Source organism: Streptomyces sp. NPDC029836, assembly GCF_055574495.1.
Window position 1 is genome coordinate 79,059 of the sequence record NZ_JBVHZI010000006.1, and the last position, 24,540, is coordinate 103,598.

The 24,540-nt window shown below is 70.7% G+C and carries 23 protein-coding genes; 11 read left to right on the plus strand and 12 right to left on the minus strand.

What is annotated here, in order from left to right:
* Positions 1-15 precede the first annotated feature (15 nt).
* From ACZ4XJ_RS18935 to ACZ4XJ_RS18945, 3 genes are all read right to left on the minus strand, one after another.
* Positions 16-594, minus strand: coding sequence for a hypothetical protein (locus ACZ4XJ_RS18935; RefSeq protein ID WP_468496791.1), 579 nt, complete (start codon positions 592-594; stop codon positions 16-18).
* A 119-nt stretch (positions 595-713) separates the two neighbouring features.
* A complete protein-coding gene (locus ACZ4XJ_RS18940; RefSeq protein WP_468496792.1) occupies positions 714-1,892 on the minus strand; it encodes a polyamine ABC transporter substrate-binding protein in 1,179 nt (392 codons plus the stop codon).
* 139 nt (positions 1,893-2,031) lie between these two features.
* Complete coding sequence (locus ACZ4XJ_RS18945) at positions 2,032-3,471, minus strand: gamma-aminobutyraldehyde dehydrogenase (RefSeq protein WP_362875982.1); 1,440 nt, start codon at positions 3,469-3,471, stop codon at positions 2,032-2,034.
* A 169-nt stretch (positions 3,472-3,640) separates the two neighbouring features.
* Between ACZ4XJ_RS18945 and ACZ4XJ_RS18950 the strand changes: the two genes are divergently transcribed.
* The 10 genes from ACZ4XJ_RS18950 (at position 3,641) to ACZ4XJ_RS18995 (ending at position 13,378) form a co-directional block, all read left to right on the plus strand.
* Positions 3,641-4,144 (plus strand): Lrp/AsnC family transcriptional regulator, encoded by a 504-nt coding sequence (locus tag ACZ4XJ_RS18950; protein WP_281207348.1) that lies wholly within the window; start codon positions 3,641-3,643, stop codon positions 4,142-4,144.
* The gene (locus ACZ4XJ_RS18955) at positions 4,129-5,508 is read left to right on the plus strand and encodes an aspartate aminotransferase family protein (protein ID WP_362875919.1); all 1,380 of its coding nucleotides are present in this window, start codon (positions 4,129-4,131) and stop codon (positions 5,506-5,508) included. Before ACZ4XJ_RS18950 ends, ACZ4XJ_RS18955 begins: the two co-directional genes overlap by 16 nt.
* Before the next feature lie 192 nt (positions 5,509-5,700).
* Positions 5,701-6,450, plus strand: a complete 750-nt coding sequence (locus ACZ4XJ_RS18960; protein ID WP_468496793.1) for an ABC transporter ATP-binding protein — start codon at positions 5,701-5,703, stop codon at positions 6,448-6,450.
* Complete coding sequence (locus tag ACZ4XJ_RS18965; RefSeq protein WP_362875917.1) at positions 6,432-7,514, plus strand: hypothetical protein; 1,083 nt, start codon at positions 6,432-6,434, stop codon at positions 7,512-7,514. The genes ACZ4XJ_RS18960 and ACZ4XJ_RS18965 overlap by 19 nt, the downstream gene beginning before the upstream one ends.
* 26 nt (positions 7,515-7,540) lie before the next feature.
* Positions 7,541-8,632 carry an LOG family protein gene (locus ACZ4XJ_RS18970; protein WP_468496794.1) on the plus strand — a complete coding sequence of 364 codons (1,092 nt, stop codon included), beginning with the start codon at positions 7,541-7,543 and terminating at the stop codon, positions 8,630-8,632.
* Between the two features lie 81 nt (positions 8,633-8,713).
* Positions 8,714-9,631: a DMT family protein gene (locus tag ACZ4XJ_RS18975; protein ID WP_468496795.1), complete on the plus strand. Its 918-nt coding sequence runs from the start codon at positions 8,714-8,716 to the stop codon at positions 9,629-9,631.
* A 96-nt stretch (positions 9,632-9,727) separates the two neighbouring features.
* Positions 9,728-10,336 carry a hypothetical protein gene (locus ACZ4XJ_RS18980; RefSeq protein WP_362875914.1) on the plus strand — a complete coding sequence of 203 codons (609 nt, stop codon included), beginning with the start codon at positions 9,728-9,730 and terminating at the stop codon, positions 10,334-10,336.
* 123 nt (positions 10,337-10,459) lie between these two features.
* Positions 10,460-10,696, plus strand: a complete 237-nt coding sequence (locus ACZ4XJ_RS18985; protein WP_362875913.1) for a ferredoxin — start codon at positions 10,460-10,462, stop codon at positions 10,694-10,696.
* Entirely contained in the window at positions 10,686-12,080 is a 1,395-nt protein-coding gene (locus ACZ4XJ_RS18990) for an NAD(P)/FAD-dependent oxidoreductase (RefSeq protein WP_468496796.1), read from the plus strand. The genes ACZ4XJ_RS18985 and ACZ4XJ_RS18990 overlap by 11 nt, the downstream gene beginning before the upstream one ends.
* A 56-nt stretch (positions 12,081-12,136) precedes the next feature.
* The gene (locus ACZ4XJ_RS18995; protein ID WP_468496797.1) at positions 12,137-13,378 is read left to right on the plus strand and encodes a cytochrome P450; all 1,242 of its coding nucleotides are present in this window, start codon (positions 12,137-12,139) and stop codon (positions 13,376-13,378) included.
* A 110-nt stretch (positions 13,379-13,488) separates the two neighbouring features.
* On the opposite strand, the gene ACZ4XJ_RS19000 is transcribed toward ACZ4XJ_RS18995, so the two are convergent.
* The 9 genes from ACZ4XJ_RS19000 to rpsB all read right to left on the minus strand — a co-directional run bounded on the left by ACZ4XJ_RS19000 (position 13,489) and on the right by rpsB (position 23,410).
* Positions 13,489-14,517, minus strand: a complete 1,029-nt coding sequence (locus ACZ4XJ_RS19000) for an ABC transporter ATP-binding protein (RefSeq protein ID WP_468496798.1) — start codon at positions 14,515-14,517, stop codon at positions 13,489-13,491.
* A complete protein-coding gene (locus ACZ4XJ_RS19005) occupies positions 14,517-16,133 on the minus strand; it encodes an ABC transporter permease (RefSeq protein WP_362875909.1) in 1,617 nt (538 codons plus the stop codon). Before ACZ4XJ_RS19005 ends, ACZ4XJ_RS19000 begins: the two co-directional genes overlap by 1 nt.
* A 56-nt stretch (positions 16,134-16,189) precedes the next feature.
* On the minus strand, positions 16,190-17,290 hold the full coding sequence (locus tag ACZ4XJ_RS19010) for a thiamine ABC transporter substrate-binding protein (RefSeq protein ID WP_468496799.1): 1,101 nt from the start codon (positions 17,288-17,290) through the stop codon (positions 16,190-16,192).
* Positions 17,291-17,549: 259 nt separating this feature from the next.
* Entirely contained in the window at positions 17,550-18,662 is a 1,113-nt protein-coding gene (gene rlmN, locus ACZ4XJ_RS19015; protein ID WP_362875907.1) for a dual-specificity RNA methyltransferase RlmN, read from the minus strand.
* 155 nt (positions 18,663-18,817) lie between these two features.
* Complete coding sequence (locus tag ACZ4XJ_RS19020; RefSeq protein ID WP_468496800.1) at positions 18,818-19,900, minus strand: phosphatidate cytidylyltransferase; 1,083 nt, start codon at positions 19,898-19,900, stop codon at positions 18,818-18,820.
* Positions 19,900-20,457, minus strand: a complete 558-nt coding sequence (gene frr / locus ACZ4XJ_RS19025) for a ribosome recycling factor (protein ID WP_362875981.1) — start codon at positions 20,455-20,457, stop codon at positions 19,900-19,902. The genes ACZ4XJ_RS19020 and frr overlap by 1 nt, the downstream gene beginning before the upstream one ends.
* Positions 20,458-20,551: 94 nt before the next feature.
* On the minus strand, positions 20,552-21,331 hold the full coding sequence (pyrH, locus tag ACZ4XJ_RS19030) for a UMP kinase (RefSeq protein ID WP_362875905.1): 780 nt from the start codon (positions 21,329-21,331) through the stop codon (positions 20,552-20,554).
* 162 nt (positions 21,332-21,493) lie between these two features.
* Positions 21,494-22,330, minus strand: a complete 837-nt coding sequence (gene tsf / locus ACZ4XJ_RS19035) for a translation elongation factor Ts (protein ID WP_468496801.1) — start codon at positions 22,328-22,330, stop codon at positions 21,494-21,496.
* 135 nt (positions 22,331-22,465) lie between these two features.
* Positions 22,466-23,410 (minus strand): 30S ribosomal protein S2, encoded by a 945-nt coding sequence (gene rpsB, locus ACZ4XJ_RS19040; RefSeq protein WP_468496802.1) that lies wholly within the window; start codon positions 23,408-23,410, stop codon positions 22,466-22,468.
* 251 nt (positions 23,411-23,661) lie between these two features.
* Between rpsB and ACZ4XJ_RS19045 the strand changes: the two genes are divergently transcribed.
* Positions 23,662-24,540 carry a M23 family metallopeptidase gene (locus tag ACZ4XJ_RS19045; protein ID WP_468496803.1) on the plus strand — a complete coding sequence of 293 codons (879 nt, stop codon included), beginning with the start codon at positions 23,662-23,664 and terminating at the stop codon, positions 24,538-24,540.

Below are 24,540 nucleotides of genomic sequence, written 5' to 3' on the forward strand. Positions count from 1 at the left end.
GGTCGTGGGCCGGGGTTACGACTGGGGTTGCGCCCGCGGCGTCGGTGCCGGCACCGACGCCGACGGGGTGTCGGTGGCCCAGGGTCCGGTGGACGGGGTTGCGGTGCGCGGGGTTGCGGTGGGTGGGACTCCGGCCGACAGGGCTTCCAGGCGCTTGATCATGCGGCGCAGGATCAGCAGCGGTATCACCCCGAAGACGCCGAACGACATGTCGATGACCGACCACCAGAAAGGGATGCCCCGGACGGGGGCGGAGATCAGGGCCAGCGGGATGATGCCGGCGCAGGCCACCATGCCGGCCTCGACGATCCAGATGTTGCGCACGGGGTCGCGGTGGACCCCGTAGAAGAAGACGGCGATCACCAAGTGGGCGAAGGCCAGCCAGTCGGTGCCGTAGAGGAGGAAGGGGTACTCGGCATCGGCCCGGATGAGGCCGTCACCGACGCGCTGGAGCCATTCGTTGGAGACCAGGGCATTGGCCCACCGGAGCTCGGTGACGAGCGGGAAGGCGGTGACCCCGCTCAGGACGAGGCAGACGAGGAACAGGGCAAGCCAGGCACGGATCCGCCGCTCAAGGGCGCTTCTCTCGCTCATGGAAGCCACCCTACTCCCGGAATTGAACATGTTCAGCCAATTTCATGAACGTGTTCAATTCAGGGTGGGGCGGGGATCATGGGCGCGGCGGGACTCTTGGCAGGGCGGCCCGGTCGGGCTCACAGGCCGACGATGGAGTTCCAGCGCCGGGCGAGGTTCCGGCGTTCGGCCGAGGAGATGTCCCGGGCCACGACCAGGCGTTCGCGCATGTCCTCGTCGGGGAAGATCAGCGGGTTCTCGGCGAGTTCGGCGGTCTCCTTGTCCGGGGAGCCGGCGAGCACCTCGCGGGCGGCGGGCACGGGGCAGACGTAGTTGACGGCGGCCGCCAGCTCCGCTGCCACCTCGGGGTCGTAGTAGTGGTCGACGAGAGCCTCGGCGTTGGCCTTGTGCCGGGCGAGGTTGGGGATGAGCAGGCTCTCCGCCCAGAGCTCCGCGCCCTCCTCGGGGACGACGAACTCGATGTCGGGGTTGTCGGCCCGGAGCTGGATGGCGTCGCCGGAGTAGGCCTGGCAGGCCAGGACGTCCCCCTTGGACAGGTCGGAGGTGTAGTCGTTGCCGGTGAAGCGTCGGATGTGCTTCTTGCGCACCAACTCCTCGACCTGGTCGCACATCCGGTGGAAGTCCGATTCGGTCCACCGGGTGATGTCGACGCCGTTGCCCTGCATCAGCAGCGCGAAGGACTCGTCGAGCCCGGAGAAGAGCGTCACCTTGCCCGCCAGGTCCGGCTTCCAGAGGTCCTTCACCGACTTGATCTCGCGACCCAACGCCTTGCGGTTGTAGGCGATGCCCGTGATGCCCGACTGCCAGGGGACGGTGTGCAGCCGGCCCTCGTCGAAGGCGGGGGAACCCAGCTGCGGGTCCAGGTACCGGGTGACGTTGGCCTGCGTCGAGCGGTCCATCGCCTGGGCCCACCCCAGGTGGACGAAGCGGGCGGCCATCCAGTCGCTGACGACGACGAGGTCGTGGCCGGTGGCCTGCCGGTTCATCAACGCCGGGCTGATCTTGCCGAAGAACTCGTCGTTGTCGTTGATCTCCTCGGTGTACCGGACCTCGATGCCGGTGCGCTCGGAGAAGGCGTCCAGCGTCGGGCGGCTCTCCTCGTCCTCCTCGCCGGTGTCGATGTAGAGGGGCCAGTTCGAGAAGGCGACGCTCCGGTCCCGGGCGGAGACGTCCTCGCCACGGCGTCGCTCCTGGGGGACGTAGGCGGCGGGCACACCGCAGCCGGTGAGCGCGGCTAGCAGGCCCGCGGCACCGAGGCCGCGCAGCGCCGCGCGGCGGGAGAAGGCGAGTTCAGGCATGCGCACAGCCTCGAACACGCCGAAGGGGCGGGCAATAGACAAGGTGTCTACTGCCCGCCCCTTCGGAGTCCTGCGGTGATCAGTGTGATCACCGCCCCGGACCGGCGTGCCGCGAGGCGTGCCGTGAAGCGTGCCGTGATCAGCCGTCGAGCGAGGTCATGACGTGCTTGATGCGGGTGTAGTCCTCGAAGCCGTAGGCGGAGAGGTCCTTGCCGTAGCCGGACTTCTTGAACCCGCCGTGCGGCATCTCGGCGACGAGCGGGATGTGGGTGTTGATCCACACGCAGCCGAAGTCGAGGTTCTTGGACATCCGCATCGCGCGGCCGTGGTCCTTGGTCCACACGGAGGAGGCGAGGGCGAACTCGACGCCGTTCGCGTAGTCCAGGGCCTGCGCCTCGTCGGTGAAGGACTGGACGGTGATGACGGGGCCGAAGACCTCGTTCTGGATGATCTCATCGTCCTGCTTGAGGCCCGAGACCACGGTCGGGGCGTAGAAGTAGCCCTTGTCGCCGACGCGGTGACCGCCCGCCTCGACCTTCGCGTGGGCGGGGAGGCGCTCGATGAAGCCCGCGACCTGCTTGAGCTGGTTCGGGTTGTTCAGCGGGCCGTAGAGCACGTCCTCGTCGTCCGGCTGCCCGGTCTTCGTGTCGGACGCGGCCTTGGCGAGCGCGGCCACGAACTCGTCGTGGATCGACTCGTGCACGAGCACGCGGGTGGCGGCGGTGCAGTCCTGGCCGGCGTTGAAGTAGCCGGCGACCGCGATGTCCTCGACGGCCTTGGCGAGGTCGGCGTCCTGGAAGACCACGACCGGAGCCTTGCCGCCGAGCTCCAGGTGGACGCGCTTGACGTCCTTGGACGCGCTCTCGGCGACCTGCATGCCCGCGCGCACCGAGCCGGTGATGGAGGCCATCGCCGGGGTGGAGTGCTCGACCATGGCCTTGCCGGTCTCGCGGTCACCGCAGACGACGTTGAAGACGCCCTTGGGCAGCACCGAGTCGATGATCTCCGCCATCAGGACGGTGGAGGCCGGGGTGGTGTCCGAGGGCTTGAGCACCACGGTGTTGCCTGCGGCGATCGCCGGGGCGAACTTCCACACCGCCATCATCATCGGGTAGTTCCACGGCGCGACCTGCGCGCAGACGCCGACCGGCTCGCGGCGGACGATCGAGGTCATCCCGTCCATGTACTCGCCGGCGGAACGGCCTTCGAGCAGGCGGGCGGCGCCGGCGAAGAAGCGGATCTGGTCCACCATCGGCGGCAGCTCCTCGCTGGCCGTCAGGCCCAGCGGCTTGCCGGTGTTCTCCGACTCGGCGGCGACCAGCTCGTCCGCGCGCGCCTCGAAGGCGTCCGCGATCTTGAGCAGGGCCTTCTGCCGCTCGGACGGGGTCGTGTCGCGCCAGCCCGGGAAGGCGGCAGCGGCGGCGGCCATGGCCGCGTCCACATCGGCCTGGCCGGACAGGGGGGCCGTCGCGTACGCCTCGCCGGTGGCGGGATTGACCACCTCGGTGGTCCGCCCGTCGGCGGCGTCCTTGAACTCCCCGCCGATGTAGTTGCGCAGACGACGCAGTTCGGTGGTCACTACAGCCACTCTCCTGATCACATGTCCAATGATTGAGACGAATCCCCAGCCTAGCCCCTCGGGTGACGCTTTCGACAGAGCCAGACACACCGAACTACGAAATCCGCGTAATCGAAGACCTCGCACAACGGATTTCATCGCCTACGGGTTGCGGAACAGACGACTCCTCGTGCACAGTGAGGTCGTGGTCAGTCGAAGCGCAGATTCCAGGAACAGACAACCGTCCCCTTCGGTCGATGCTGTGTCCCTGGCGATCATCGAGCAACTGCAGGAGGACGGTCGCCGTCCCTATGCATCGATCGGCAAGGCCGTCGGCCTGTCCGAGGCGGCCGTACGCCAGCGCGTACAGAAGCTGCTCGACCAGGGAGTCATGCAGATCGTCGCCGTCACCGACCCGCTCACCGTGGGCCTGCGACGCCAGGCCATGGTCGGCATCAACGTCGAGGGAGACCTCGACCCGGTGGCCGACGCGCTGACCGACATGGCCGAGTGCGAGTACGTGGTGATGACCGCGGGGTCGTTCGACCTGATGGTGGAGATCGTCTGCGAGGACGACGACCACCTGCTCGAAACGATCAACAAGAAGATCCGCACGCTCCCCGGCGTGCGATCAACCGAAAGCTTCGTTTACCTGAAGCTGAAGAAGCAGACCTACATGTGGGGAACCAGATAACCGTGAGCCAGGACCTCTCCAAGACCGCGTACGACCACCTGTGGATGCACTTCACCCGCATGTCGTCCTACGAGAACTCGCCCGTCCCGACCATCGTCAAGGGCGAGGGCACCTACATCTGGGACGACAAGGGCAAGCGCTACTTGGACGGCCTCGCCGGCCTGTTCGTGGTCAACGCCGGTCACGGCCGCAAGGAACTGGCCGAGGTCGCCTACAAGCAGGCCCAGGAACTCGCGTTCTTCCCCATCTGGTCGTACGCGCACCCCAAGGCCGTCGAGCTCGCCGAGCGCCTCGCCCACTACGCCCCCGGTGACCTGAACAAGGTCTTCTTCACCACGGGTGGCGGCGAAGCCGTCGAGACCGCCTGGAAGCTCGCCAAGCAGTACTTCAAGCTCCAGGGCAAGCACACCAAGTACAAGGTCATCTCGCGTGCGGTCGCCTACCACGGCACCCCGCAGGGCGCCCTGTCCATCACCGGCCTGCCGGCCCTCAAGGCCCCCTTCGAGCCGCTGGTCCCCGGCGCGCACAAGGTGGTCAACACCAACATCTACCGCGCCCCGATCTTCGGCGACGACCCGGAGGCCTACGGCCGCTGGTGCGCCGACCAGATCGAGCAGGAGATCCTGTTCGAGGGCGCCGACACCGTCGCGGCCGTCTTCCTGGAGCCGGTGCAAAACGCCGGTGGCTGCTTCCCGCCGCCGCCCGGGTACTTCCAGCGCGTCCGCGAGATCTGCGACGAGTACGACGTGCTCCTCGTCTCCGACGAGACGATCTGCGCGTTCGGCCGCCTCGGCACGATGTTCGCCTGTGACAAGTTCGACTACGTGCCGGACATGATCACCTGCGCCAAGGGCATGACCTCGGGCTACTCCCCGATCGGTGCCTGCATCATCTCGGACCGCCTCGCGGAGCCCTTCTACAAGGGCGACAACACCTTCCTGCACGGCTACACCTTCGGCGGACACCCGGTGTCCTCCGCGGTGGCGCTCGCCAACCTCGACATCTTCGACAAGGAAGGCCTGAACCAGCACGTGCTGGACCAGGAGGGCAACTTCTTCAACACCCTGAAGAAGCTGCACGACCTTCCGATCGTCGGCGACGTCCGCGGCAACGGCTTCTTCTACGGCATCGAGCTCGTCAAGGACAAGGCCACCAAGGAGTCCTTCACGGACGAGGAGACGGAGCGCGTGCTCTACGGCTTCCTCTCCAAGGCGCTCTTCGAGAACGGCCTGTACTGCCGCGCCGACGACCGTGGGGACCCGGTCATCCAGCTGGCCCCGCCGCTGATCGCGGACCAGGGCACCTTCGACGAGATCGAAGGCATCCTGCGCTCGGTGCTCACCGAGGCGTGGACCAAGCTGTAGCAGCACCCGGCACGACCGTCCGGTCCGAGCACGACTGGTCCGAACACACGGCCCGGATCCTCCGTTCGAGTGAGAACGCGAGGGTCCGGGCCGTGTGCTGTCACCATCCAAGCGGTTCATCTCTTTACATCTCATTGCGGCGCCAGTGACTGAAAGGGCTCCGCTTCGTTCCCCCGGACGGAGGTGTACGCCATGGTGGCTCCACCGGACACTGCCCCGCCTGACAATGACGTCCTGTGGGCACGGTCCCTGCACTACTCCCACAGCGGTTCCCCCGGCCTGATCGGGGTCTCCGTGGAAGTCCGGCAGGGCGAGATCCTCGCCGTGACCGGACCCCGCGGCAGCGGGAAGACGACGCTGCTGCGCTGCCTGAGCGGACAGCTGGTCCCCGAACAGGGCGAGGTCTGGTTCAACAGCGTTCCCGTCCACACCATGGGAGCCCTGACCCGCGAGCGCCTGCGCCGCGACCGGTTCGCGTGGATCGGGCCCGAGCCGCAGCTGCTGCCCGAGCTCAAGGCGTGGGAGAACGTCGCCCTGCCCCTGCTGCTCGCCGGCGCCCCGCACCGCGCCGCGAAGCACGCCGCCTGCGAATGGCTGGAGCGCCTGGACATCGGCGCCTTCGCCCGCAAGCGCCCCGGCGCACTGACCCGGGCCGAGTCCCAGCGGGTCGCCCTGGCCCGGGCCCTCGCCGCCGAGCCGACCGTGCTCTTCGCCGATGAGCCGACGGCTCCCCTGCACCGCGCCGAAAGGTCCCTGCTGCTGCGCACCCTCACCACGGCGGCCCGCTCGCACGGCATCACCGTGCTGCTGGCCACCCACGACGAGGAGACCGCCGCCGCGGCCGACCGCACCACGGCCCTGCTCGACGGCCGCCCGGCCTCCGCCGCGGCCACACCCCCTCAGGCGACGGAGGACCAGGCCGCGTGCTCGCTCTCCGCCTAGCCCGCGGCTCCCGGCCCCTCGTACAGATGCGGCGGCTGCTCGTCGCCGCCGCGTCGGCCGGCACCGGGTTCCTCTTCCTGTACGTCCTCGCGGGGGCGATGGACCGGCCCGCCGGATCGTTCCCCCGCCTGCTGTGGGCCCTGGTGCCGCTGGCCGCCACGGTGCAGTTCGCCGTGGCGGTGGCCCGGACCGACCCGGCGACCCGGCCCCGGCAGGGGCTGGACGCCGTCGGACTGGGACCCGTACGCCTCGGTCTCGCCGCGGCCGTCTCCACCGCCGTCGCCTGCACCCTGGGCAGCCTCCTGGCCCTGGCCGCGTTCCTGCACCTGAGGGGCGAGCTGACCGGGCTGCCCTTCGACGGGGCGGGCGCCCGGCTGCTGCACGCCGAGCAGCCGCTGCCCGTGGCGGCCGCGCTGACCCTGCTGGCCCTGATCCCGCTGACCGCCTCGGTCGCCACGGCCCTCTCCCTGCGCCACCGGGCCGCGCCCACCGGAGCCGCCCCACTGACCGGGGTGCCGTGGGGCGTCGCGCTCACCGCGTGCGGACTGTCCGTCGAGGCCTACACCGGCCCGGACGGCGCCGCGATGCCGGCCGGCTGGGCCCTGATCGTCGCCGGGCTCGCCCTCGCCGGACCCGGACTGGCCTACACCTGCGGAACGCTCGTACAGGCCGCCCGCCCGGGCGCGCTGCGGCTGCTGGCCGGACGGGCGCTGCAGGAGGAGGCGCCCCGGCTGGGTCGCCCCCTCGGGGTGCTGTGCGCGGTCGCCGTGGCCGTCCTGACGGCCCTGGCCCTGCGCGACGGCACCGGGCCGCTCCCCCCGCTGGGTCCCCTGACCTGGCCGGCCGCGACCCTGGTGGCGCTGTGCGCGGCCGCGACCCTTCTCACATCGGCGGTCGAGTCCAGGCAGTCCCGGTCGGCCGCCCGGGCCGCCCTCCTCGACCTCGGAACCCCCGGAACGGTGCTGCGTACGGCCGCCACGGTGCGGGCCGGCGCACTGCTCGCGGTGTGCCTTCCGCTCAGCTGGGGTGTGGCGCAACTGACGTCCCTGGCGTTGACGCGCTGACGGAAACGGCCCTTAGTGTGGGCCGAATGGTCAACGCAGACATCGAGATCGAGACGCTCGCCGAATTCGACCGCGTCGTCGCCAGGGGTTCCCTGAGCGGCTACCGGATCCAGTCGGTCAATTTGTTGGAGCGGACCTTCGCGCTGTTGTCGGCCGACACCTCCACGGCCGTCTTTCTGGGCTGCCCGATGGAGCCCGACGCCTCCGCGAAGGTCCGCGCCGACGGCGCGCTCGTCTTCCCCCCGGTACCGGACCTGCCGTTCAACCCGTACCGGGGCCTGCTCTACACCGCCGAGGAGCTGTTCTCCGGCCTGGACGAGGGCTACGAGGCCACCCCGGACGCCCAGGCCTACGCCTGGCTCCAGGAGACCGGGACCGACGGCGACGTCTTCTCCTCGATGCTGCGTTCCATTCACGACGACGCCGTCTCCGACGCCCTCGGCGAGCACCTGACCGGCGCCCGGGTGGTGGGCGTGATGGGCGGCCACGCGATGGCCCGGGGCGGTACGGACTACCGCGGCGCGGCGGAGCTGGGTCGAAACCTCACCCGGTCCGGGTTCACCGTCGCCACCGGCGGCGGCCCCGGCGCCATGGAGGCCGCCAACCTCGGCGCCTACCTGGCTCCCGCCGCCGACGAGGCGCTGCCCGAGGCGCTGGAGCTGCTGGCCGAGGTCCCCTCCTTCGTCCCGTCGGTCTCCGACTGGGCCCGCGCGGCCTTCGCCGTACGGGAGCGCTGGCCCGACGGCGGCGACTCGACCGGGATCCCGACCTGGTTCTACGGGCACGAGCCGCCGAACGCGTTCGCGGGCCACATCGCCAAGTACTTCGCGAACGCCACCCGTGAGGACGGGCTGCTGGCCCGATCCAACGCGGGCGTGGTGTTCCTGCCGGGCGCGGCCGGCACCGTCCAGGAGGTCTTCGACAACGCGACGCCGAACTACTACTCGTCGCGCGGGGAACCGACCCCGATGGTCCTGGTGAACCGTACGCACTGGACCGAGCACCTGCCGGCCTGGCCGCTGCTCACGGCGCTGGCCCGCGGCCGGGCGATGGAGTCCCGGATCGCGCTGGTGGACTCGGTGGACGAGGTTCCGGCGGCCCTCGCCGCAATGGGCTGACCTCCGGAGGCAACTTCGCGTCCGTTTCCCACGTCTGGCAGAGGTAACGCGAAAACCTGCCAGACGTGAACGGAGCCTTCTGTGCTCATAGGCCTGCTGACCGCTGTCGCGGCGTCCATCTGCTACGGCACGGGATCCGTCCTGCAAGCCGTGGGCTCGCGGCGGGCGGCCCGGATGTCCCCGGCCGCCGCCGGGGTGACCGCGCACGGCGGACCCAACCTGACTTCCACCGCCAAAGCCGCGATGACCTGGGAGTTCATCGTCGGCACCATCCTCGACTTCGTGGGGTTCGGGCTCGGCGCGCTGGCCGCGCGGATGCTGCCGCTCTTCCTCTCGCAGACCGTGATCAGCGCCAACCTGGTGATCACGGCCGTGCTGAGCGTGAAGATGCTCGGCATCCGCCTCACCCGCAAGGAGTGGACGTCCATCGGTGTCGTCTGCACGGCGCTGGTCCTGCTGGCCACGGCGGCGGGCCACGAGGGCGGTCACCACGCGCCGATGTCCACCCACTGGTGGCTGCTGGGGATCACCCTCTTCCTGATGATCGGCGGCACGGTCGCCGTCCGGCTCCTCGGCGGGAACGCGGCGATCCTGGCGGGTCTGCTGTCCGGGCTCGGCTTCGGCGCGCTGGGCGTCGGCGTCCGCATCCTGAACGGGGTCGACCCCTTCGACCTGGGCGCCCTCCTCGGCGACCCGGCGCTGTACGCGATCCTGGCGGCCGGCTTCGGCGGCATGTACCTGCACACCGTCGCCCTGCAGATCGGCTCGGTGAACGGCGCCACGGCGGCCCTGGTCGTCGGCGAGACCGTGCTCCCGGGCGCCATCGGCGTGCTCTGGCTCGGCGACGCCTCCCGGCCGGGACTGGCCTGGCTGGCCGTACTCGGCTTCGTCCTGGCGGTGGCCGGAGCGGTGGCCGTGGCCTGGTTCGGCAAGCACGGGGCCGAGGAGGACGAGGCGGCGGGGGCGCCCGCCGCGCCCGTCCCCGAACCGGTGCGGTAAACCGGCTCCCGCTCTCCCCTCACCCGCCCGGCCGCCCCCTGGTGGCAGCCGGGCGGCCGCCGGCGCTTGCTGGACGGGGGAGAGAGCGAGAGGTCCATGGAGGAGTCCACGACCGCGCGGTTGCGCACGCCCCGGGCCGCCGGCACGGCCGGAATCGCCTTCGCGGTACTGCTCGCGGTGGCGATCGCGCTGATGCGCGTCGCCGTTCCCGAAGGCGGCTCCCCCGACGCCCGAGTCGATCCCGATGACCGGTGGGCGGTACGGCTGGCCCTGGAGATCGTGCCGTTCGCCGGGATCCTGTTCCTGTGGTTCATGGGCGCCCTGCGCGCCCATGCCGGCGAGGCCGAGGACCGTTTCGTCTCCACCGTCTTCCTCGGCAGCGGCATCGTCTTCGTCGCCACGCTGTTCGTCGCCGCCGGCGCCGCGGGCACCGTGTTGCAGGAGGGCACCGACACCGCCTTCGGACGCGACTACGCGTACACGATCCTGACCACCTACGCGATGCGCATGGCGGCCGTCTTCGTCTTCGCGACCTCCAGCATCGGACGCCGGCTGGGGATCTTCCCGCGCCCCCTGGCCCTGCTCGGGTACGTGACCGGGCTGGTCCTGATCGTCATCGGCTCCGGCGTGCCCTGGAGCGAGATGATCCTCCCCGCCTGGGCGTTGATCGTCGGCGCCTACATCGTGCGCTCCGCGCGGCGCTAGCCGCCCGTCGGGCCGCCCCGGGCCCGGCAGGCGGACCCCGCCCGCCCCGTGCATATTGGATGGGGAAGCTGCGGGGGCTCGGGGACGAACGGGATGTTCGGGCCACGGAAGGGCTGGTGCCTCATGAGGCTTGTCGTCGACCTCAACCGCTGTCAGGGATACGCACAGTGCGCGTTCCTCGCCCCCGATGTGTTCTCCATGCACGGCGACGAATCGCTGCTCTACAACCCCGAGGCGGGCGAGGAGCAGCGCGAGAACGTCATGCGCGCCGTCGCCGCCTGCCCCGTGGGGGCCATCCTCATCGAGCTCGAAGATCGGGACATGTCGGCGCTCACCCCGGAGGCGCACGGTGCGCGCTGACGGGAACCTGGAACGGCTCAAGCGCGACGGACGCATCGTCGTCGTCGGCGCGTCCCTGGCCGGCCTACGGGCCGCCGAGACCATGCGCGACAAGGGTTTCACCGGTTCGCTGACGATGATCGGCGATGAACCGTACGAACCTTACGATCGACCCCCGCTGTCGAAACAGGTCCTGCTGGGCAAGGCGGCCGCGGACCACACCGCGCTGCCCCGGCGCCGGGACATCGGCGCCGAGTGGCGGCTGGGGGTGCCCGCCTCGGGGCTGGACATGGCGGGGCGCCGGGTCCTGCTGGCCGATGGCGAGGCGGTGGAGTACGACCGGTTGCTCATCGCGACCGGGGTACGGGCCAGGCCGTGGCCCAACGAGGAGGAGGGCGCGCTCACCGGCGTCTTCGTCCTGCGCACCCGTGACGACGCCGTCGCACTGGAGCGCAGTCTCGCGGCCGGTCCCCGCCGGGTGCTGGTGATCGGGGCCGGCTTCACCGGCTCCGAGATCGCCTCGGCCTGCCGGGAACGCGGCCTGCCCGTCACCGTCGCCGAACGCGGGGCTGCGCCGCTGGTCGGCGCGCTCGGCGGGGTCATCGGCGAGGTCGCGGCCGAGATGCACCGCGAGAACGGCGTCGACCTGCGCACCGGGATCATGGTGACGGGCCTGGAGGGCGACCCGGCCGGCCGGGTCCGCGCCGCGCACCTGTCCGACGGGTCGACGATCGAGGCCGACGTCGTGGTCGTCTCCCTCGGCGCCCAGCGCAACACGGAATGGCTGGCCGGTTCCGGACTGGGCGCCGGCCCCCGCGGGATCGCCTGCGACGCGGGCTGTCGGGCCTTCGACATCCGGGGCATCGTCACCGACGACATCTACGTGGCGGGCGACGTGGCCCGTTCCCCGCACGCCCTGTTCGGGTACCAGTTCCTCTCCCTGGAGCACTGGGGCAACGCCGTGGCCCAGGCCGGGACGGCGGCGCACAACATGCTCAGCGAGAGCGCGGACCGCCGCCCCCACATGTGGGTGCCGGCGTTCTGGTCCTCCCAGTTCGGCGTGAACATCAAGTCGGTCGGGGTGCCCTCCATGGGGACCGAGCTCATGATCACCCAGGGCTCGCGCGCCGAGCGGCACTTCGTCGGCGTGTACGGCTACCAGGGCCGCGTGATCGGAGCGGTGACCTTCGACAACTGCCGCTGGCTGCCCTTCTACCAGCAGATGATCGAGGCCACGACGCCGTTCCCGCCGCCGTTCCCGACCGTGGACCGCAGGCCCGAGGGGCAGAAGCCGATGCCCGCGGACTTCCCGGACCCGTCGGTGCCGACGCACGGCCCGACGATCACCCTCAGCGGTTACTCCCCGGACGACCGGAAGATGACCTTCACCCCCGCCCGCCTCTGACCGCACGCGCACCGCACTCCCTGGCCCGTGGACCTTGAGGAGCACGAGGACCTGCCATGACACAAGCCATCCTGCGGGAGATCATGGACTACGCGAACCGCGCAGATCCGTATCCGCTGTACGAAAAGCTCCGCGAGACGCCGGTGGCCCACGACGGGGACGGGCCGTACGTGATCAGCACGTACTACGAGATCCAGAGCCTCCTGCACGACCCGCGGATCAGCTCCGACGCCGCCAATCTGGCCTCGACCGCGAGCGACCCGCTCGCCGATGGCGAGGAGGAGGGGACGACGTTGCCGCCGTCGTTCCTCAAGCTCGACCCGCCCGACCACGACCGGCTCCGCCGGATGACGAACCGGCCCTTCGGCCCGCCGCACTCCCCGCACAAGGTGCACGACATGCGGGACGAGCTGGGTGGCATCGTGTCCGGACTGATCGACGGCATCGTCGCGGCCGACTCGCCGGACCGGATCGACCTGGTCGACCAGTTCGCCTACCCGTTCCCGGTCACGGTGATCTGCCGGCTGCTCGGCGTACCCCCCGAGGACGAGCCGCGCTTCCACGTGTGGGCCGACACCATCGCCGCCAGCCTCGACCCGGACCCGGACGCCGACCCGACGAAGCGCCGCGTTCCGGCCGACGCCCGGATGGAACTCGGCATGTACCTGGCCGGGTTGATCGAGGAGCGCCGCAAGAACCCCGGTGACGACATGTTGTCGCACCTGGCGACCGCGGACGGGCCGGACGGCGCCATGACCACGATCGAGGCGCTGAGCACCTCGGCGCTGCTGCTGATCGCGGGACACGAGACCACGGTCAACCTGATCACCAACGGGATGCTGACCCTGCTCCGGCACCCGGACGTCCTGGAGCGGCTGCGTCAGGACCCCGAACTGTCCGTTCCCATCGTCGAGGAGCTGCTGCGCTTCGAACCGCCGGTGCAGTTGCTGCCGCAGCGCACCACGCTCTGCGAGATCGAGGTCGCCGGCGTGACCATCCCGAAGGGAGCCTCGCTCTGGCTGGTCCTCGCCTCGGGAAACCGCGACCCCAAGAAGTTCGAGAACCCGGACCGCTTCGATCCCGATCGCGCGGACATCCAGCACCTCGGCCTGGGCAGCGGCATCCACAGCTGCTTCGGGGCGCCGCTGGCCCGGCTCGAAGCCCAGCTGGCGCTGAGCGAGCTGGCCCGCCGGCTGGAGAACCCGCGGCTGCTGGAGGACCCGCCGACGTACCGTCAGAACGCGGTGCTGCGCGGCCCCCGCCACCTGCCGATCGCCTGCGACGGCATCCGCGACTGACCCGGTCGCCGCGGCCCTCCGCCGGGGGTCCACCGTCCCTGGCGGTCGCCGCGGCCCTCCGCCGGGGTCCACCGGATGCCTGCGGAGCGCCGCACCACGGGGCCCGGGCTTCAGCCGGTTCCCGTCGGCAACAGCACCACCTCGGCCGGGGCGAAGGCCACCGACACCCGGTCGCCCACCGCCGGCGCCCCGACCGGCCCGCACTCGGCCTCCAGGTCGGGACCCGCCCCGGGCCGCAGCAACAGCGCGACGTGCGTGCCGCGGAAGGTGCGGGACAGCACCTCGCAGCGCAACCCCTCGTCCCCCAGGAGCACCCCGGCGGGCCTGATCAGCAGCCGCCGTTCGCCCTCCGCCGACCCGGCCGGTACGGGGACCTCGCCCCACGGGGTGGCGGCGCCCCCCGCCGACACCGTCGCCGGGACCACGTTCTCGAAGCCGAGGAACCTGGCGACGAACTCCGAAGCGGGCCGCTGCCACACCTCCAGCGGGGTACCCGCCTGGGCGATCCGCCCGTCCCGCATCACCACGACACGGTCGGCCAGCGCGAAGGCCTCCCCCTGGTCGTGGGTCACCGCCAGCACGGTCGTGCCGAGCCGGGAGAACAACCCCTGGAGTTCGACGACGAGCCGCTCGCGCAGCCCCCGGTCCAGCTGGCCCAGCGGCTCGTCCAGCATCAGCAACCGCGGGGAGGGGGCCAGGGCCCGGGCCAGCGCCACCCGTTGCTGCTCGCCCCCGGAGAGCGAGGCGATGGCCCGGCCCTGGGCTCCGGGGAGCCCGACCAGCTCCAGCAACTCGGCGACCTGGCCCTCGTAGGCGTGCCGGGTGGAACCGCGCATCCGCAGGCCGAAGGCGACGTTCCCGCCGACGTCGCGGTGCGGGAACAGCTGGTGGTCCTGGAACATCAGCCCGACGCCCCGCCGGTGCACGGGCACCCCGGCCTGGTCGGCGCCGGCCAGCAGGACCCGGCCGGCCGACACCCGCTGGAGACCGGCCACCACCCGCAGCAGGGTGGACTTGCCGCTCCCGCTGGGTCCGAGCACACACACGGTCTCGTGCTCGGCGACCTCCAGGTCGACGTCGTCCACGACCGCGCGTTCGCCGAAGCGGACCGTCACCCCTTCGAGACGGAGCAGGGTCATCAGAACTCTCCCGAGGTCTTGTCGGGGCGCAGCCGCTCCAGCACCAGCAGGGACACGGCGCACACCAGCATCAAAATCGTGCTCAGGGCCATGGCCTGCCCGTAGTTCAGCTCACCGGCCCGCCCCAGCAGTCGGGCGACGGCGACGGGCAGGGTCGGGCTGTCGGGCCGGGCGATGAACACGGTCGCCCCGAACTCGCCGAGGGACACCGCGAAGGCGAAGCCCGCCGCGATCAGCAGCGCCCGCCGCACCAGCGGCAGGTCCACCTCGCGCCAGGCCCGCAGCGGCGAGGCACCCAGTACGGCGGCGGCCTCCCGCAGCCGTCCGTCCACCGCCCGCAACACCGGCAGCATGGTCCGTACGACGAAGGGCACCCCGACGAGCGCCTGCGCGAGCGGCACCAGGATCCAGGAGGTCCGCAGGTCCAGCGGGGGTTCGTCCATGGTGATCAGGAAGCCGAAGCCGACGGTCACGGCGGACACCCCGAGCGGGAGCATCAGCAGCGCGTCGAAGCCGCGTACGAAGCGCCCCCCGCGCCGGGTCAGCGCGGCGGCGGCGAGCCCCCCGATGAACAGGGCGATGGCGGTGGCGGCCAGCGCGTAGCGCAGCGAGTTCCCGATCGCCTCCAGCGGTGGCACCAGGAACGTTCCGCCGCCGGAGCCCGCGTCCTGCAGGGCCCGGTAGAAGCCGAGCCCGTAGCCGCCGGGGGCGTCGAAGGACCGCTCGACCAGCACGCCCAGCGGCAGCACGATCAGCAGCGCCACCGTCAGCAGCACCCCGCCGAGCAGCCCCCGCTGGGCCCAGCCGCGCGGCCGGTGCGCCGTGCGCGCCGGGTCGACCAGCCGCAGCGCGGTCTCCCGGCGGCGCACGGTCCATGCGTGCAGGGCGAGGATCGCGCCGACCGCGACGAACTGCACCATCGTCAGGACGGCGGCCGTCGGCAGGTCCAGCAACTGCGCGGTCTGCCGGTAGACCTCCACCTCCAGGGTGGAGTACGCGGGACCGCCCAGGATCTGCACGACGCCGAAGGAGGTGAAGGTGAACAGGAAGACCATCAGCGCGGCGGCGGCGACGGCCGGCCCGAGCGCGGGCAGCGTCACCCGCCGCCACGCCCCGTAACGCCCCGCGCCGAGGACCCGGGCCGCCTCCTCCTGACGGGGGTCGAGCTGGGCCCACAGGCCGCCGACCGTCCGGACGACGACGGCGTAGTTGAAGAAGACGTGCGCCAGCAGGATCGCCCAAACCGTGGTGTCCAGGCGGACTCCCCACAGCTCGTCCAGCAGTCCGCCGCGCCCGACCAGCGCGAGGAACGCCGTGCCGACGACCACCGTCGGCAGCACGAACGGAACGGTGACCACCGCGCGCAACAGTTGCTTGCCGGGGAACTCGAAGCGGGCGAAGACGTACGCCCCGGGCAGCGCGATCAGCAGGGTGAGCACCGTGGAGGCCAGCGCCTGCCAGGTGGTGAACCACAGCACGTCCGCGATGTCGGGCCGGGCCAGCACCTCGCCGATCCGACCGAACTGCCAACCGGAGTCCGTCCTGAGCCCGCGGCCGACGATCGCGGCCACGGGGTAGGCGAAGAACAGCCCGAAGAAGACGAGCGGCACCACCATCAGGCCCAGCCTGACGGCGGTGGTCCGCCCGCCCTCCTTCGGGGAGCTCCCGCGTGCTACTTCACGACGAGCGAGGACCATGCCTTGACCCACTGCTCACGGTTCTTGGCGATGGCGTCCGGAGTGACGTTCTCCGGCTTCTCGATCACCACACCGTGCTTCGTGAAGACCTCCGGCAGCTGCGCGTCCTTGACCACCGGGTTCACGAACATCTGGAGCGGCATGTCCTCCTGGAACTTCTTGCTCACCAGGAAGTCGAGGAGCGCCTTGCCGCCCTCGGGGTTCTTCGCGCCGTTCAGCAGGCCCGCGAACTCGACCTGGCGGAAGCAGGTTCCGGTGGAGACGCCCGTGGGGGCCTCGGCCGGCTGCGGCTCGCCGTAGAGCACCTCGACCGGCGGGCTGGAGGCGTACGAGACGACCAGCGGACGGTCGCCCTTGGCCTTCTTGCCGCCCGCGGAGCCCGAGAAGCGCTCGTTGTAGGCCTGCTCCCAGCCGTCGACGACCTCGACGCCGTTGGCCTTGAGCTTGCTCCAGTAGTCCTTCCAGCCGTCCTCGCCGTACTTGCCGACGGAGGCGAGGAGGAAGCCGAGACCGGGCGAGGACGTCGCCGCGTTCTCGGTGACCAGCAGGTTCTTGTACTCCGGCTTGACCAGGTCGTCCAGCGTCTGCGGCGGGGCGAGCTTCTTGTCGGCGAAGTACTGCTTGTCGTAGTTGACGCAGATGTCACCGGAGTCGATCGGGGTGACGCGGTGCTGCGGGTCGAGCATGAACTCGGACTTGATCCCGTCCATGCCCTTGACCTGGTACGGGGTGAAGATCCCGTTGTCGAGGGCCCGCGAGAGCAGGGTGTTGTCGACACCGAAGAAGACGTCGCCGCGCGGGGAGCCCTTGGTCAGGATCTCCTGGTTGAGCGCCGTGCCGGCGTCGCCGGACTTCAGTCGCTTGACGGTGTAGCCGCTCTGCTGCTCGAACTCCTTCAGGACCGAGTCGGTCACGTTGAAGGAGTCGTGGGAGACGAGGGTGACCGTCTTGGACTTCGGGGCGTCGCTCGCGCCGGCGGTCCTGTCCTTGGCGTCGCCGCCGCCGCAGGCGCTGAGCGTGGTGACGCCGAGCGCGGCCACGAGCGCGGCGCCCGCGATCCTCTGGGTGGTGCTCACTGGTTGATTCCTCCTGGGATGACCAGGAGAAGACGCGGCCCTGCCCGGCGCTCTGCGAGAGCGGACGCCGGGCAGGGCGCAACAGCATGAGTGGTGACCGAACTTCCTACCCCGAATGACCGGGGCGAGGTTCAGAGGGTCTGCGGATGACGGATACCGCACTCTCAGCGCTGTGGCGCTCCCCTGTCGGAATATGAAATTGGTTCGGCCACAGGGTACCCCGCGTCCGAATGTGATCGACCATGGCCGAATTTCGGCCCTATCGCTCCGAGGCGGCCAGCTGGCCGCAGGCGCCGTCGATCTCCTGACCGCGGGTGTCCCGTACGGTCACGGGCACCCCGTGGCGGGCGATGGCCTCGACGAACGCCTTCTCGTCCTCGGGCCGCGAGGCGGTCCACTTCGAGCCCGGGGTCGGGTTCAGCGGGATCAGGTTGACGTGGACGCGCTTGCCCTTGAGGAGCTTGCCGAGCAGGTCACCGCGCCAGGCCTGGTCGTTGATGTCGCGGATCAGGGCGTACTCGATGGAGATCCGGCGGCCGGACTTCTCGGCGTACTCCCAGGCCGCGTCCAGCACCTCACGGACGTTCCAGCGGGTGTTCACCGGGACCAGGGTGTCGCGCAGCTCGTCGTCGGGGGCGTGCAGCGAGACGGCGAGCCGGCACTTGAAGCCCTCGTCCGCGAACCGCAGCATGGCCGGGACCAGGCCGACGGTGGAGACGGTGATGCCGCGCTGCGACAGGCCCAGGCCGTCGGGCTCCGGGTCGGTGAGGCGGCGGATGGCGCCGACGACGCGGTTGTAGTTGGCGAGCGGCTCGCCCATGCCCATGAAGACGATGTTCGACAGCCGGGCCGGGCCGCCCGGGACCTCTCCGTCGCGCAGGGCGCGCATGCCGTCCACGATCTGGTGCACGATCTCGGCGGTGGACAGGTTGCGGTCCAGACCGGCCTGGCCGGTGGCGCAGAACGGGCAGTTCATGCCGCAGCCGGCCTGCGAGGAGATGCACATGGTGACCCGGTCGGGGTAGCGCATCAGCACGGACTCGACGAGCGTGCCGTCGTGCAGCTTCCACAGGGTCTTGCGCGTGGTGTCGTTGTCGCAGCTGATGTGACGCAGGACGTTCATCAGATCGGGCAGCAGCTCCTGCTGGAGCTTCTCCCGGGAGGCCGCGGGGATGTCGGTCCATTCCGCCGGGTCGTGGGCGTAGCGGGCGAAGTAGTGCTGGGAGAGCTGCTTGGCCCGGAACGGCTTCTCACCGATCGCGGCCACCGCCTCCCGGCGCTCGGCCGGGGTGAGGTCGGCGAGGTGCCGGGGCGGCTTCTTGACCCCACGAGGGGCGACGAAGGTGAGCTCTCCCGGAACGGGGCGGGCCATGGCAGGTACTCCTTGTAAGACGAAAGGCGCGCCGCAGAAGCAGCGCGCCCTTCAAGGGTAACCGCCCGGCCCGGTCGAGGCTTTTCCTCCACCGGCCGCCCCGGTACCGCGGCGACCGGTGGATCGGCCGCCGATCAGCGGCGGAGCGGCGGACCTCAGCCGGTGCCGACGAAGGCCGCCAGGAGCAGCCACACGACGGGAGCGGTCGGCAGGAGCGAGTCGAGCCGGTCCATGATGCCGCCGTGGCCCGGCAGCAGCGTGCCCATGTCCTTGATGCCCAGGTCGCGCTTGATCATCGACTCGCCCAGGTCGCCCAGGGTCGCGCTGACCGCGACGGCCAGGCCGAGGACCAGACCCTGCCACCAGGAGCCCCCGTCGATCAGGAACTCCATGCACAGCGCGCCGGCGGCCATCGCGAAGGCCACGGCGCCGAACAGTCCCTCGCGGGTCTTCCCGGGGCTGATGCGCGGCGCCAGCTTCGTCCTGCCGAAGCGCCAGCCCACCGCGTAGGCCCCGGTGTCGCTGACGACGGTCAGCACCAGGAACGTGACCACGCGCTGCGGGCCGTCGTCCGCCGTGAGCAGCATCGTGACGAAGGTGGCCAGGAACGGCACGTAGAAGGCCGCGAAGACGCCGGCGGTGACGTCCTTGAGGTAGTCCTCGGGCGGTTCCGTCATCCGCCACACCAGGACCGCGAGCGCGGTCAGGGCCATCGCGACCCAGGCACCCTCGGCCCCGCGGACGTAGCCGGCGATGACCATGGCGGCGCCACCGACCGCGAGCGGGACCAGCGGCGCCTTGATGCCCTTCTTCTCCTGGAGCCGGGAGGTGAGCTCCCACAGACCCACCACGACCGCGACGACGACGACACCGACGAAGACGGCCTTGACGATGAACAGCGAAGCGAAGATCACCGCTCCGAGGCCGATGCCGACCCCTATGGCGGCACGCAGATCCCGCCCCGCGCGCTTCTTATGCGGAGGCGGTGAGGCGTCCTGCGGTGCCTGCGAGGACGGAGGCGGAGGCGGAGGGCTGGGCATGGGCTCCTGCAACGGCGTCTCGGCGCGGAGCGGGGGGCCGCCCGCGAAGGCGGCCCCCCGATCGCGTGCTTCCCGGTCGTCGAAGGCACGGCCGGCGGCATCGGGCACGATGGGCATGGGCCGAGTGTGCGGGCCCACCAGCGCATCGTATGCGGGACCCGCCGGAACCGGCTCCGTGGCCCAGGGAGAGTCGTTCATCAGACCTCGAGGAGCTCGGCTTCCTTGTGCTTGAGCAGCTCGTCCACCTGCGTGACGTACTTCGCGGTGGTGTCGTCGAGCTCCTTCTCGGCGCGACGCACCTCGTCCTCGCCGGCTTCCTTGTCCTTGACGAGCTTGTCGAGGGCGTCCTTCGCCTTGCGGCGCACGGCGCGGATGGAGACCTTGGAGTCCTCGGCCTTGGTGCGCGCGACCTTGATGTACTCCTTGCGGCGGTCCTGCGTCAGCTCGGGGAAGGTCACCCGGATGATGCGGCCGTCGTTGCTCGGGTTCACACCGAGGTCGGAGTCGCGGATGGCCTGCTCGATGTTGCGCAGGGCGGACGCGTCGAACGGCGTCACGATCGCCATGCGCGGCTCGGGCACCGCGAAGGAGGCGAGCTGGTTGATGGGCGTGATGGCGCCGTAGTAGTCGGCCACGATCTTGTTGAACATGGCCGGGTGCGCACGACCCGTGCGAATCGCGCCGAAGTCTTCCTTGGCGACGACGACGGCCTTCTCCATCTTCTCCTCGGCCTCGAGGAGGATTTCTTCGATCACCACGTGCTCCTGCATGTCAGATATGGATGGTTCAGGCGGGGCGGGGCGGTTCGGGCCGCCCGGACCGGGCCCGGTGAGGGCCCGGCCACGGGGCTCAGACCCGGGTGCCCTGGTCGCTCACGAGCGTGCCGATCTTCTCACCCTTGACGGCGCGGGCGATATTGCCCTCGGCGAGGAGTTCGAAGACCAGGATGGGGAGCCGGTTGTCGCGGCACAGCGTGATGGCGGTGGCGTCGGCGACCTTGAGGTCCCGGGACAGCACCTCGCTGTACTCCAGCGCGTCGAACTTCACCGCGTCCGGGTTGGTCTTCGGGTCGGAGTCGTAGACACCGTCGACGCCGTTCTTGCCCATGAGGAGGGCTTCGGCGTCGATCTCCAGGGCACGCTGGGCGGCCGTGGTGTCGGTGGAGAAGTAGGGCATTCCCATGCCGGCGCCGAAGATGACGACGCGGCCCTTCTCCAGGTGCCGCACGGCACGGAGCGGGATGTACGGCTCCGCGACCTGGCCCATGGTGATGGCGGTCTGCACCCGGCTGTCGATGCCTTCCTTCTCCAGGAAGTCCTGGAGGGCGAGGCAGTTCATGACGGTACCGAGCATGCCCATGTAGTCGGACCGCGCGCGGTCCATGCCGCGCTGCTGCAGCTCGGCGCCGCGGAAGAAGTTGCCGCCGCCGATGACGATCGCGATCTCCGCGCCGTCACGGACCACGGCCGCGATCTCACGGGCGATGGCGTGCACGACGTCGGGGTCGACACCCAGTCCGCCGCCGCCGGAGAAGGCTTCGCCGGACAGCTTCAGCATGAAGCGGCGACCCTTCTTGCCGTGGTCGCTCTTGTCGTCGGAAGCGGTGTGGGGGTCCACGCCCTGATTCATGGGGATCTCCTCGTGCACATACGAAGAAGGCCATTGCCGGTGGGTCCTCGCGGTTCCCTCTTCGGCAATGGCCTCCTCGTCAGATCTGCGGTCGTCTCGCGCGTGCGCGGACGACTGCTTCAGACCCTACCGGGGTCCGGTGTCCGTCGCGTACGGACGGACTCAGATGCCGACCTTGATGCGCGCGAAGCGCTTCAGGGTGACACCGGCCTCGTCCAGAACCTTCTGGACGGACTTCTTGTTGTCCAGCGCGTACGGCTGGCCGAGGAGCGTGACGTCCTTGAAGAAGCCGTTGACGCGACCCTCGACGATCTTGGCGATCGCGGCCTCGGGCTTGCCCTCGGCGCGGGTGACCTCTTCGGCGACGCGGCGCTCGGACTCGACGACGTCGGCCGGAACCTCGTCGGCGGTCAGGTACTTCGGCGCGAACGCGGCGATGTGCTGGGCGATGCCCTTGGCCAGTTCGGCGTCGGCCTTGTCCAGCTCGACCAGGACACCGATCTGCGGGGGCAGGTCGGGCATGGTGCGGTGCATGTACGAGGCCACGAAGGCGCCCTCGTACGACGCGAAGCGGTCCAGGACGATCTTCTCGCCGAGGTTGGCGTTGGCCTCGTCCACGAACGCCTGGACGGTCTTGCCGGCCTCGATCTCGGACGCCAGCAGCGCCTCGATGTCCGCCGGCTTGATGGCGGCGACGTGGGCGGCGAGCTGGTCGGCGACGGCCAGGAACTTCGGGCTCTTGGCCACGAAGTCGGTCTCGCACTTGAGCTCGACGAGCACACCGGAGGTGGCGTCGGCGGCGATCAGGGCGGTGACGGCACCGTTCTCGGCGGAACGGCCCTCGCGCTTGGCGACACCCTTCAGGCCCTTGACGCGCAGGATCTCGTTGGCCTTGGTGACGTCACCGTCGGCCTCGACGAGCGCGTTCTTGCAGTCCAGCATGCCGGCGCCGGTGAGCTCGCGGAGCTTCTTGACGTCAGCGGCGGTGTAGTTCGCCATGAGTCTGTGATTCTCTCTCGAAGTCGTGGATCAACGGGTGAACGGCGGAGGAGTCGCGCTCGTGGCGCGGCTCCCCCGCCGTCATCGTCCGTGCTGCGAGTGCCCGGCGGATGAACGCCGGGCTCTCTCAGAGGGTCAGGCCTGCTCGGCGTCGGCGGCCGGAGCCTCGACGACGGCCTCGACCTCGGCCGCGGGGGCCTCGTCAGCAGCCTCGACGGCGACCTCGGCCTCGGGAGCGTCGGCCTCGGGGGCGTCGGCAGCGACGGCCTCAGCGGCGGGGGCCTCGGCGTCGTCGGCCTTCTTCTCGCCCTCGAGCAGGTCGCGCTCCCACTCGGCGAGCGGCTCGGCAGCGGCCTTCTCGCCCGGCTTCGAGTCACCGGTGGCGGCACCGGAGCGGGCGATGAGGCCCTCGGCGACGGCGTCGGCGATCACGCGGGTGAGCAGGGTGACGGAGCGGATCGCGTCGTCGTTGCCCGGGATCTTGTAGTCGACCTCGTCGGGGTCGCAGTTGGTGTCGAGGATCGCGACGACCGGGATGTGGAGCTTGCGCGCCTCACCGACGGCGATGTGCTCCTTCTTGGTGTCGACGATCCAGACGGCGCTGGGGACCTTCGACATCTCGCGGATACCACCGAGGGTCTTCTCCAGCTTGATCTTCTCGCGAGAGAGGACCAGGAGCTCCTTCTTGGTGAGACCCGAGGCGGCGACGTCCTCGAAGTCGATGCCCTCAAGCTCCTTCAGACGCTGGAGGCGCTTGTAGACGGTGGAGAAGTTGGTGAGCATGCCACCGAGCCACCGCTGGTTGACGTACGGCATGCCCACGCGGGTCGCCTGCTCGGCGATGGCCTCCTGGGCCTGCTTCTTCGTACCGACGAACATGACGGAGCCACCGTGCGCGACGGTCTCCTTCACGAACTCGTAGGCGCGGTCGATGTACGACAGCGACTGGAGCAGGTCGATGATGTAGATGCCGTTGCGCTCCGTGAAGATGAAGCGCTTCATCTTCGGGTTCCAGCGACGGGTCTGGTGACCGAAGTGGACGCCGCTTTCCAGCAGCTCCCGCATCGTTACGACGGCCATGGCCATCTCCTTGGTTTCTCGGTTTGATTCCTGACGCCCCGACGCGCCCTGCCCCGAAAAGGGACCGAGAGGCGCTTTCACCCGACCTGCCAGGGGTCGGTGCTGGGGCGTGCGAAGTCGACCCGGTGACCCGGATCGCCACAAGAAGTGTACGGGACCCACCGGTATGCCGGGTGACGCCGTTGTCCACACTCCGCCGGCCGTCCACAGGCCCGCCGATCCGGGACCGGGGAGGCGGGACGCTGGGCGACATGCCGAAACTGCTGCTCACCCTGCTCCTGACCCTGACCCTGACCGCCCTGCCCCTGACTACGGGGAACGGGCCCCCGCCGACACCCCTTCGGGCGGCGCCGGTGTCCCGGGCGCCCGGGGTCGGCCCGCCGCCCGGGGCGCCGGCCCCGGGCGGACGGCCGTTACCGCCGCCGCTGTCCGTGGCGCGCTGGTGGGATCCGCCGCCGACCCCGTACGCGGCCGGGCACCGGGGCGTCGACCTGTCCGCTCCGGTGGGTACGCGGGTGCGCGCCGTCGGTCCGGGTCGGGTCCACCACGCGGGGCCGGTGGCCGGCCGCGGGGTGCTCTCACTGACCCTTCCGGGCGGCCTGCGCACCACCTACGAGCCGGTCCGGCCGCTGGTCGCGGAGGGCGAGACGGTGGAAGCGGGCCAGGTCGTGGCGGTCCTCACCGCGGGCTCCCACTGCACGACCCCGTGCCTCCACTGGGGCCTGCTCGCGGGCGAGGACCTCTACCGCAACCCGCTCACGCTGCTCCCCCGCCCCACCCCCCGCCTCCTCCCGACCGACCCGGCGGAGCCGCCCGACCCGCCCGCGTCACCACCGCGCACCGCCCCGGGCTCCAGCGAGGACACGGCGAACGGTGCCTCTCCCGACGAACCTGCCGGACAGCTCGGAGCCGACGCCTCACCTGCACCTGCACCTGCACCTGCACGGGCACCGGCAGACGGGCCCCGTCGTGACCCGGCACGCCGGCGACCGCTCGCGGGCCGTGGCAGGGGGCGCGGTCGTCTCCGGCCGGCACGGGAAGCCGGCCCCGCCCGCAACGGCGGGCGGGAACTCGCCACGGCGAACCATCGGGGCGGGGGCTCGCCTTGGGTCGACGGAGCGGGGCCATGA